This window comes from Streptomyces sp. NPDC058662, from assembly GCF_042716255.1.
In the GTDB taxonomy this organism is placed as follows: domain Bacteria; phylum Actinomycetota; class Actinomycetes; order Streptomycetales; family Streptomycetaceae; genus Streptomyces.
Map to the genome: position 1 here is coordinate 16,909 of NZ_JBHXRU010000088.1, position 10,105 is coordinate 27,013.

The window sequence follows — 10,105 nt, forward strand, 5'->3', positions numbered from 1 at the left end:
CCGGTCAGTCTCGCATGCCGCATTCGTCCTCGATCGTGCGGTCCCGGCCGGCCAGCACGCCGAGGGCGATCTGCGGGACGAGCAGTGCGGCCATCAGGGCGAGCGGCAGGTCCCAGCCGCCGCTGTGCTGGTACAGGGTGCCGATGAGGAGGGGGCCGGGGATGGAGATGAGGTATCCGGTGCTCTGCGCGAAGGCGGAGAGCCTGACGACTCCGGCGGGGGACTTGGCCCGCATGCCGATCATCGTGATGACGAGGGGGAAGGCGCAGTTGGAGACGCCGAGGAACAGGGCCCAGGCCCAGGCGCCCGCGGCGGGGGCGAGGAGGAGCCCGAGGTAGCCGGCGAGGCCGAAGAGGCCGAGGGTGACGGCGATGGGGCCCTGGTTGCGCATCCGGCCGGCGAGGCGCGGGATGACGAAGGCGAGCGGGACTCCCATGACCATGGTGACGGCGAGGAGCACTCCGGCGGTGGAGGCCGAGACACCGGCGTCGCGGAAGATCTGCGGGAGCCAGCCCATGGTGACGTACGCGCCGGTGGCCTGGAGTCCGAAGTAGCAGGCCAGGGCCCAGGCGGTGCGGCTGCGCACGACCGGCGGCCCGGCGTCGTGCCGTACGGCGCTCCCCCCGGCGCCGGCGGCTGCCCGCGCGGCCCGCCGGGTGGTCAGGGCGATCGGCAGCCAGGGCAGGACGGCCGCGACCGCGAGGACGGCCCAGACCAGCAGGCCTGTGCGCCAGCTGCCGCCGAGGGCCTCGGTGAGCGGGACGGTCGCCGCGGCGGCCAGCGAGGTGCCGGCGGCCAGGGCCATGGAGTACAGGCCGGTCATGGTGGCGAGGCGGTCGGGGAAGTAGCGCTTGACGATCACCGGGAGCAGCACGTTGGTGAGGGCTATGCCGGCCAGGGACAGGGCGCTGGCGGCGAAGAAGCCGGCGGCGCTCGTCGCGAGGGGCCGGACCAGCAGACCCGCGGCGACGGCGGCCATGCCGGCGCAGACGACGGCGGACGGGCCGAAGCGGCGCGAGAGCCGGGGGGCGGTGACGCCGAAGACGGCGAAGCACAGGGCGGGGACGGAGGTGATCAGTCCGGCGACGGCGCCGCTCATGCCGAGGCCCGTCCGGGTCTCCTCGAAGAGGGCGCCCAGGCTGGTGATGGCGGGCCGCAGGTTGAGGGCGGCGAGCACGATGCCGACGACGAGCACCGGTCCGAGCCACGCGGGTGCGGCCTCGGCGGGGAGGGGACCGGGCTGGTCGGGGGACGGCCGGGGGTGCGGCCGCACGACCGCCGGGCGGTTCATGGTCTGGATTTCGTCGTCGGACATTCAACCATCATAGAATCATGGGATGATTGGTTGTCCAGTCGCCGACGGGCCCCCGGGCCGGCCGTCCCCGAGAGGAACCCATGCCGCTGACCTCGCCCCGGCGCTCCGCGCTCGTCGACCAGGTGATCGCCCAGCTGCGGAACCAGATCACCTCCGGCGAATGGCCGGTGGGGGCCCGGATCCCGACCGAGCCGGAACTGGTGGAGCTGCTCGGGGTCGCCCGCAATACGGTGCGCGAGGCCGTCCGGGCGCTCGCGCACAACGGGCTCCTCGACATCCGGCAGGGCTCGGGCACGTACGTCATCGCCACCAGTGAGCTGGCCGGAGTGATGCACCGCCGCTTCGCCGGGGCCGAGCCCCGGCACATCGCGGAGCTGCGCTCGACCCTGGAGTCGTCGGCGGCCCGGCTGGCGGCCGAGCGGCGCACCGACCGGGACCTCGTACAGCTGGACGCGCTGCTGGCCCGGCGCGAGGAGGCGTGGGCGAGCGGGGACGCGGAGCTGTTCGTGGCGGCGGACGTCAGCCTGCACATGGCCGTCGTGACGGCCTCCCACAACGAGGTGCTGGTCGAGCTGTACGCGGACCTCGGCGACCTGGTGGCCGACTGGCTGCGCGCCGACGTGGGTACCGAGCTGCGGGCCGCCGACCACGTGGACCACGCACGGCTGATCGAGGCGGTCCGGCGCGGCGACGCGGACGCGGCCGCCTCGGAGGCGGCGGGCTACCCGTTCGTCTGCCTCGGCCGGGACGCCGCCGCGGGTCGCCTCGGCCGGGACGCCGCCGCGGGCCCGCTCACGGGCGCTGGTGGCTGACCCAGACCGCGCGGACCTCTTTCCAGCAGCGGCCGGTGAGCTCGGTGCGGCCGGCCGGGCCGACGGGCACGGCGACGCCGTCGCCGTCCACGTCCCACCAGCGGTCGCATTCGATGTGGAGCCGCACCAGGTCGGTCTCGGGGTAGCTGTTGTGGCAGTACGCCGTCACCCGCGAGCCGTCGACCACGGTGTCGCAGTCGGCGCCGAAGAGATCGCGGCGGGGGGGCCGCGCGGGCCGGACGGGTGGCTCGGCGGGGATGTCGGCGAGGTCCACGACGGCCGGGGCGGCCGCCTCGGGACCGGGCGCCGGCTCCTCTCCCGCCGGCTGCGCCACCGCGCCCGGGGTCAGGAGTCCGGTCAGGACCACGGAGGTGACCAGCAGTGATGCCGCTCGGCTCGGCTTCGCGCGCATGCCCGCACCTCCTCCCCGTACCGGCCGGGAAGATCCCGGCCTGGTCAGTTTGCAGGCATCTGTCCTGGTTTTCGACTCGGGAAGATCCAGTCGGCCGGTGAACATCCGATCGAGAGGCCGCCCGCGGGGCCGGGAGACGGCGCCGGCCGCGCCTCCCGGAAGGGGGGCGCGGCCGGTGTTCGAACGCGTGGGGACGGGGGCCCGTCAGGCACCCATCGCGTGCAGGCCGCCGTCCACGTGGACGATCTCGCCGGTGGTCTTCGGGAACCAGTCCGACAGCAGGGCGACGACGCCCTTGCCGGCCGGCTCCGGGTCGTTCATGTCCCAGTCCAGCATCGAGCGGGTGTTCCAGACGTCCGCCAGCTCGGAGAAGCCCGGGATGGACTTCGCGGCCATGGAGCCGAGCGGACCGGCCGAGACCAGGTTGCAGCGGATGTTCTCCTTGCCCAGGTCGCGGGCCAGGTAGCGGCTCGTGGCCTCCAGGGCGGCCTTGGCCGGGCCCATCCAGTCGTACTGCGGCCAGGCGAACTGCGCGTCGAAGGTGAGGCCCACGACGGCCGCGCCCTCCGCGGCGAACAGCGGCTTGCAGGCCATGGTCAGCGACTTCAGCGAGAACGCCGAGACGTGCATCGCGGTCGCGACCGACTCGAAGGGGGTGTTCAGGAAGTTGCCGCCGAGGGCGTCCTGGGGCGCGAAGCCGATCGAGTGGACGACGCCGTCGAGACCGCCGAGCTCCTCGCGGACCAGGCCCTCCAGGCGGGCCAGGTGCTCGTCGTTGGTGACGTCGAGCTCGATGACCTTGACGGGCTTCGGCAGCTTCTTGGCGATGCGCTCCGTCAGCGTCGGGCGCGGCCACGCCGTGAGGATGACCTCGGCGCCCTGCTCCTGGGCCAGCTTGGCGGTGTGGAAGGCGATGGAGGATTCCATCAGCACCCCGGTGATGAGGATGCGCTTGCCGTCGAGAATTCCGCTCATGGTGATCAGTGACCCATGCCCAATCCGCCGTCAACGGGAATGACGGCTCCGGTGATGTACGCGGCGTCGTCGGACGCCAGGAAGCCCACGGCGGCCGCGATCTCCTCGGGCTGCGCGTAGCGGCCGAGCGGCACCTGGCCGACGATGCCCGCGCGCTGCTCGTCGGTGAGCACCTTCGTCATGTCGGTGTCCACGAAACCGGGGGCGACCACGTTGAAGGTGATGTTGCGGGAGCCCAGCTCGCGGGCGAGCGAGCGGGCGAAGCCGACCAGCGCGGCCTTGGAGGCGGCGTAGTTGGCCTGGCCCGCAGAACCGAGCAGTCCGACGACCGAGGAGATCAGGACCACGCGGCCCTTCTTGGCACGCAGCATGCCACGGTTCGCGCGCTTGACCACACGGAAGGTGCCGGTCAGGTTGGTGTCGACGACGGACGCGAAGTCCTCCTCGGACATCCGCATCAGCAGCGTGTCCTTGGTGATGCCGGCGTTGGCCACGAGCACCTCGACCGCGCCGTGCGCGTCCTCGATCTGCTTGTAGGCCTGCTCCACCTGCTCGGAGTCGGTGATGTCGCAGCGGACCGCCAGGACGCCGAGCGAGGTGAGCTCCTGGGGCGGCTCACCCGACCGGTACGTGATCGCGACCTTGTCCCCGGCCTCCGCGAAGAGACGGGCGATGGCGAGGCCGATGCCCCGGTTTCCTCCGGTGACGAGAACCGAGCGGCTCAACGGATCACCCTTTCGCTAGCGGTCTGAATAACAAAAACCTATAGGTCGTCCCGCCTGTACGGAGAATCGGCCTCCGACAGGGCCTTGCGACGCGCTCTGTCGAGTCCCTACAGAAAGATGTCGTCATGAGCGCCCCGATCGCGACATGATCGGGGCTACCGGCCCCGACCCCGGGAGGAATTCCGTGCCCCATTCCATCGACGCGGCCTTCGCCGCGCTGCCCCTGCGGGCGCTCGCCGACGCGGCGCTCGCCAGGGCCCGCGCGCTGGGCGCCGACCATGCCGACTTCCGGCTGGAGCGCATCCGCAGCGCCTCCTGGCGGCTGCGGGACGCCAAGCCCTCGGGCGGGTCCGACACCACCGACCTCGGCTACGCGGTGCGGGTCGTGCACGGGGGCAGTTGGGGGTTCGCCTCCGGCGTGGACCTCACCATGGACGGCGCCGCCAAGGTCGCCTCGCAGGCCGTCGCCATGGCGAAGCTGTCCGCCCAGGTGATCAAGGCCGCCGGCTCGGACGAGCGGGTCGAGCTCGCCGACGAGCCGGTGCACGCGGACCGGACCTGGATCTCGGCCTACGACGTGGACCCCTTCACGGTGCCGGACGCGCGGAAGGCGGAGCTGCTCGCCGACTGGAGCGCGCGGCTGCTGGCCGCCGACGGGGTCGCGCACGTGGACGCCTCGCTCCTCGCCGTGCACGAGAACAAGTTCTACGCCGACACGGCGGGCACGTCGACCACGCAGCAGCGCGTGCGGATCCACCCGCAGCTCACCGCGGTCGCGGTGGACGGCACCACCGGCGAGTTCGACTCGATGCGCACCATCGCACCGCCCGCCGGGCGCGGCTGGGAGTACCTGACCGGCACCGGCTGGGACTGGGACTCCGAACTGGAGCAGATCCCCTCCCTGCTCGCCGAGAAGATGCGAGCGCCGAGCGTGCGGTCCGGGCGCTACGACCTGGTCGTGGACCCGTCCAACCTCTGGCTCACGATCCACGAGTCCATCGGCCACGCCACCGAGCTGGACCGGGCACTGGGCTACGAGGCGGCGTACGCGGGGACCTCCTTCGCCACCTTCGACCAGCTCGGCAAGCTGCGCTACGGCTCCCCGATCATGAACGTGACCGGTGACCGCACCGCCGAGCACGGACTGGCCACCGTCGGCTTCGACGACGAGGGCGTCGAGGCCCAGAGCTGGGACCTGGTCAAGGACGGCACCCTGGTCGGCTACCAGCTCGACCGGCGGATCGCGAAGCTGACCGGCCTCGGCCGCTCCAACGGCTGCGCCTACGCCGACTCCCCCGGGCACGTGCCCGTGCAGCGCATGGCGAACGTCTCGCTCCGACCGGATCCGGGCGGCCTGTCCACCGAGGACCTCATCGGCGGCGTGGAGCGCGGGATCTACGTGGTCGGCGACCGCTCCTGGTCCATCGACATGCAGCGCTACAACTTCCAGTTCACCGGGCAGCGGTTCTTCCGGATCGAGAACGGCCGGCTGGCCGGCCAGCTGCGCGACGTCGCGTACCAGGCCACGACCACCGACTTCTGGGGCTCGATGGAGAAGGTCGGCGGTCCGCAGACCTACGTCCTGGGCGGCGCCTTCAACTGCGGGAAGGCCCAGCCGGGCCAGGTCGCGGCGGTCTCGCACGGCTGCCCGTCCGCGCTGTTCCGCGACGTGAACATCCTGAACACCACGCAGGAGGCGGGCCGATGAGCCGCACGAAGCCCCACGAGATCGTCGAGCGGGCACTGGAGCTGTCGACCGCCGACGGCTGCGTGGTCATCGCCGAGGAGCAGTCCACCGCGAACCTGCGCTGGGCCGGCAACGCGCTCACCACCAACGGCGTCACCCGCGGCCGGTCCCTGACGGTCATCGCCACCGTCGACGGCAAGGACGGCACGGCCTCGGGGGTCGTCTCGCGCTCCGCCGTCACCGCGGCGGACCTGGAGCCGCTGGTGCGGGCCGCCGAGGCCGCCGCGCGCGGAGCGGGTCCGGCCGAGGACGCGCAGCCGCTGGTCACCGGGACCCCGGCGTCCGCGGACTTCGCCGACGCCCCCGCCGAGACCTCCTCGGCGGTGTTCGCGGACTTCGCCCCGGCCCTCGGCGAGGCCTTCGCCCGGGCCCGCGCCGGCGGCCGGGAGCTGTACGGGTTCGCCAACCACGAGACGGTGTCCACGTACGTCGGCACCTCGGCGGGCCTGCGGCTGCGACACGACCAGCCCAAGGGCACCCTGGAGCTCAACGCCAAGTCCCCCGACCGGCAGCGCTCGGCCTGGGCCGGCCGCTCCACCCGGGACTTCACGGACGTGGACCCGACCGTGATGGACGCCGAGCTCGCCGTACGCCTGGGCTGGGCGGAGCGGAGGATCGACCTGCCCGCGGGGCGGTACGAGACGCTGCTGCCGCCGACGGCCGTGGCCGACCTGCTGATCTACCAGATGTGGTCGGCGGCCGCCCGGGACGCGGTGGAGGGCCGGACCGTCTTCTCCAAGCCCGGCGGCGGCACCCGGCTCGGGGAGAGGCTCTCCGAGCTGCCGCTGACCCTGCGCAGCGACCCCGACGCGCCGGGGCTGGAATCGGCCCCGTTCGTGATCGCACACAGCTCGGGCGACGACGCCTCGGTGTTCGACAACGGCCTGCCGGTGCCGGCGACGGAGTGGATCCGGGACGGCGAGCTGGCCCGGCTGACCACCACCCGGCACAGCGCCGCGCTGACCGGACTGCCGGTCTCGCCGGCGTTCGGGAACCTGATCCTGGACGGGGGCGGCGACAACTCCCTGGAGGAGATGGTGGCCGCCACCGAACGGGGGCTGCTGCTGACCTGTCTCTGGTACATCCGCGAGGTCGACCCGGCCACCCTGCTGCTGACGGGCCTGACCCGCGACGGCGTGTACCTGGTGGAGAACGGGCAGGTCACGGGCGAGGTCAACAACTTCCGGTTCAACGAGTCCCCGGTGGACCTGCTGTCGCGGGCCACGGAGGCCGGGCGGACCGAGAAGACCCTGCCGCGCGAGTGGGGCGACTGGTTCACCCGGGCCTCGATGCCGGCGCTGCGCGTCCCGGACTTCAACATGAGCTCGGTCAGCAAGGGCGTCTGACCCGCCTAGACTGGCTAACCGCCAGTGACCTGGCCCCCTCATCCGACAGCATCCGAAGGAGTCGAGACAACCGTGACGGACATCGTCGACGAACTGAAGTGGCGCGGGCTCTTCGCCCAGTCCACCGACGAAGAAGCGCTGCGCAAGGCGTTCGCGGACGGTCCGGTCACGTTCTACTGCGGCTACGACCCCACGGCGGCCTCGCTGCACGTGGGGCACCTGGTCCAGGTCCTGACCATGCGGCGGCTCCAGCTGGCGGGGAACCGTCCGCTGGCGCTGGTCGGCGGGGCCACGGGTCAGATCGGTGACCCGCGTCCGACGGCCGAGCGCACCCTGAACGACCCGGCGGTCATCGCGGAATGGGTGAACCGGCTGCGGGCGCAGATCGAGCCGTTCCTGTCCTTCGAGGGCGAGAACGCGGCGGTCCTGGTGAACAACCTGGACTGGACGGCGGGCATGTCCGCCATCGAGTTCCTGCGCGACATCGGCAAGCACTTCCGCGTCAACAAGATGCTGACGAAGGACTCGGTCGCCAAGCGGCTGGAGTCGGACCAGGGCATCAGCTACACGGAGTTCAGCTACCAGCTGCTCCAGGGCATGGACTTCCTGGAGCTGTACCGGCGCCACGGCTGCGTGCTCCAGCAGGGCGGCTCCGACCAGTGGGGCAACCTGACGGCCGGGCTGGACCTGATCCACCGCGTCGAGCCGGGCGCGGTCGTGCACGCGATGGCGACCCCGCTGATGGTCAAGGCGGACGGGACGAAGTTCGGCAAGACCGAGGGCGGGGCCGTGTGGCTCGACCCGGCGATGACCACGCCGTACGCGTTCTACCAGTTCTGGCTGAACGTGGACGACCGCGACATCTCCACCTACATGCGGATCCTGTCCTTCCAGAGCCGTGAGGAGCTGGAGGCGCTGGAGGCGCAGACCGCCGAGCGTCCGCAGGCGCGTGCCGCGCAGCGCGCGCTCGCGGAGGAGCTGACCACGCTGGTCCACGGCGCCGACCAGTGCGCGGCCGTGATCGCCGCGTCGAAGGCGCTGTTCGGCCAGGGCGACCTGGCGGAGCTGGACGAGGCCACGCTGGCCGCGGCGTTGTCCGAGCTGCCGCACGTCCGTGTCGCCGAGCCCGCCCTCGTCGTGGACCTGCTGGCGGAGACGGGCCTGGTCGCGAGCAAGTCGGCCGGTCGCCGGACCGTGAAGGAGGGCGGCGCCTACGTGAACAACACCAAGGTCACCGCCGAGGACGCGGTCCCCGCCGCGGCGGACCTGCTGCACGGGCGCTGGCTGGTGCTGCGCCGGGGCAAGAAGAACCTGGCCGCCGTGGAGGTCACGGGCGCCTGACGCCCCGGCGGGCCCCGTACGGCTGCGCGGGTCATGGCGGAGGGGCCGGTTCGGACAGTGTCCGGACCGGCCCCTCCGCCATACCCGGCGGCCGCGCTCGGCCGGTCCCGGTCGGGGCGGACCGCTCAGACCATCCGCCGCTTGTTGCCCCGGACGGCCGTGTAGACCATCTCTCCGAGGCCCACGATCGCGATCGCTCCGACGAGCTGGAGCAGATGGCGGATCCAGTCGATGCCCTTGGTCTCGTTTACGCCGATCCAGGTGGCGACGGCATTGCCGAGCACGGCGCCGATGATGCCGAAGACAGTGGTCAGCCAGAGGGGCTGGTGCTGCTTGCCCGGCAGGACGGCCTTGGCAATCAGGCCCAGTACGAAACCGACGATGATCGCCCACAACCAGTGCATGTCGAGCCTCCTCCTGGCGCGTTGTGCGCACGTGGGCTCAGTCTCGGCCGGTGCCGCGAACGCCGCATTTCGGGCAGTACCATTCGAGGTACACCCCCTCTCCTCGCCGTCGGGGCGGCGGCGTACCGTGGAAGGGGTCCGGGCCGGGGCGCGTCCGGCGGACGATCGGGTGGTGGAGCATGGAGCGGACGAGACAGCGGAAGCGGAACGGATCCGAGGTCTTCCGGATCACCGGGGCACGGATGGGGCTCGCCGAGGACGTGCGCGGCCGTCAGCGCCGGTATGTGATCTCGATGGTGGTCAGGACCTTGTCAGTCGTCGCGACCGTACTGCTGTGGAATGTGCAGCGTCCTGTGGCGATCGTGACGCTTGTGGCGGGCGCTCTCCTGCCCTACGTGGCCGTGGTGATCGCCAACGCGGGCCGCGAGTCGACGCCCTCGCTGCCCTCGCACTTCGTTCCGGCGCCTGTGCTCCCCGCACTGGAGGCCGGAAACCTCAAGAACAGCTCAGATCAATCATGAAGTTCCAGTGCACCGTACCGGGTCCTGCGTGACATACTGCCTACGCGCTCCGCATCCCCCGTCGGAGCGACGGACCGACGCCGGGCAGCTCCCCCCGTGGCTGCTCGGCGTCGCCTTTCCGTCGCAGGGGTTTGTAGGGTTGAGTCGTGACCTCTCCTGACTCCCCCGGACCCGGCTCCCCCGGCCCCGACGCCCTCGGCCTCCTCGGTTTCCCCGGTGCGCCCGGCTCCCCCGACCCGCAGGTGCCGACCTGTTCCGCGAAGGGCTGCCGTGCGGCGGCCGTCTGGGTGCTGGCGTGGAACAACCCGAAGCTGCACACGCCGGAGCGGCGCAAGACGTGGCTGTCGTGCGGTGAGCACCGCGAGCACCTGTCCCAGTTCCTGGGGGTCCGCGGCTTCCTCAAGGACGTGGTGGAGCTCGACGCGTGGGTGCAGCCCGAGGGCTCCGAGCGCTGACGGCGCACCCGCCCCGGACAGCGCGAAGGCCGCCCGGAGTCCCGCTCCGGGC

General features: G+C 72.0%; 11 protein-coding genes. 6 read left to right on the forward strand and 5 right to left on the reverse strand.

Annotation, left to right across the window (positions count from 1 at the left end; all coding sequences use genetic code 11):
• Positions 1-4: 4 nt before the first annotated feature.
• Complete coding sequence (locus tag ACFWUQ_RS25005; protein ID WP_384542026.1) at positions 5-1,315, reverse strand: CynX/NimT family MFS transporter; 1,311 nt, start codon at positions 1,313-1,315, stop codon at positions 5-7.
• Positions 1,316-1,395: 80 nt separating this feature from the next.
• Between ACFWUQ_RS25005 and ACFWUQ_RS25010 the strand changes: the two genes are divergently transcribed.
• Positions 1,396-2,127 carry a FadR/GntR family transcriptional regulator gene (locus ACFWUQ_RS25010; RefSeq protein ID WP_384542029.1) on the forward strand — a complete coding sequence of 244 codons (732 nt, stop codon included), beginning with the start codon at positions 1,396-1,398 and terminating at the stop codon, positions 2,125-2,127.
• On the opposite strand, the gene ACFWUQ_RS25015 is transcribed toward ACFWUQ_RS25010, so the two are convergent.
• From ACFWUQ_RS25015 to fabG, 3 genes are all read right to left on the reverse strand, one after another.
• Positions 2,108-2,539, reverse strand: a complete 432-nt coding sequence (locus tag ACFWUQ_RS25015; RefSeq protein WP_384542032.1) for a hypothetical protein — start codon at positions 2,537-2,539, stop codon at positions 2,108-2,110. The genes ACFWUQ_RS25010 and ACFWUQ_RS25015 overlap by 20 nt on opposite strands.
• 204 nt (positions 2,540-2,743) lie before the next feature.
• Entirely contained in the window at positions 2,744-3,514 is a 771-nt protein-coding gene (gene fabI, locus ACFWUQ_RS25020; protein WP_384542035.1) for an enoyl-ACP reductase FabI, read from the reverse strand.
• A 5-nt stretch (positions 3,515-3,519) separates the two neighbouring features.
• A complete protein-coding gene (fabG, locus tag ACFWUQ_RS25025; protein WP_384542038.1) occupies positions 3,520-4,239 on the reverse strand; it encodes a 3-oxoacyl-[acyl-carrier-protein] reductase in 720 nt (239 codons plus the stop codon).
• Between the two features lie 145 nt (positions 4,240-4,384).
• Between fabG and ACFWUQ_RS25030 the strand changes: the two genes are divergently transcribed.
• The 3 genes from ACFWUQ_RS25030 to tyrS all read left to right on the forward strand — a co-directional run bounded on the left by ACFWUQ_RS25030 (position 4,385) and on the right by tyrS (position 8,673).
• A complete protein-coding gene (locus ACFWUQ_RS25030; protein ID WP_384542040.1) occupies positions 4,385-5,947 on the forward strand; it encodes a TldD/PmbA family protein in 1,563 nt (520 codons plus the stop codon).
• On the forward strand, positions 5,944-7,332 hold the full coding sequence (locus ACFWUQ_RS25035; RefSeq protein ID WP_384542043.1) for a metallopeptidase TldD-related protein: 1,389 nt from the start codon (positions 5,944-5,946) through the stop codon (positions 7,330-7,332). The genes ACFWUQ_RS25030 and ACFWUQ_RS25035 overlap by 4 nt, the downstream gene beginning before the upstream one ends.
• Before the next feature lie 72 nt (positions 7,333-7,404).
• Positions 7,405-8,673, forward strand: coding sequence for a tyrosine--tRNA ligase (gene tyrS, locus ACFWUQ_RS25040; protein WP_384542046.1), 1,269 nt, complete (start codon positions 7,405-7,407; stop codon positions 8,671-8,673).
• Positions 8,674-8,798: 125 nt separating this feature from the next.
• Here the strand turns inward: tyrS and ACFWUQ_RS25045 are convergent, their stop codons facing one another.
• A complete protein-coding gene (locus ACFWUQ_RS25045) occupies positions 8,799-9,077 on the reverse strand; it encodes a GlsB/YeaQ/YmgE family stress response membrane protein (RefSeq protein ID WP_384542048.1) in 279 nt (92 codons plus the stop codon).
• Positions 9,078-9,256: 179 nt separating this feature from the next.
• Here ACFWUQ_RS25045 and ACFWUQ_RS25050 point away from each other — a divergent pair, with 179 nt between their 5' ends.
• Positions 9,257-9,598 (forward strand): DUF3099 domain-containing protein, encoded by a 342-nt coding sequence (locus ACFWUQ_RS25050; protein ID WP_384542051.1) that lies wholly within the window; start codon positions 9,257-9,259, stop codon positions 9,596-9,598.
• Between the two features lie 242 nt (positions 9,599-9,840).
• On the forward strand, positions 9,841-10,053 hold the full coding sequence (locus ACFWUQ_RS25055) for a hypothetical protein (protein WP_384542062.1): 213 nt from the start codon (positions 9,841-9,843) through the stop codon (positions 10,051-10,053).
• Positions 10,054-10,105 lie beyond the last annotated feature (52 nt).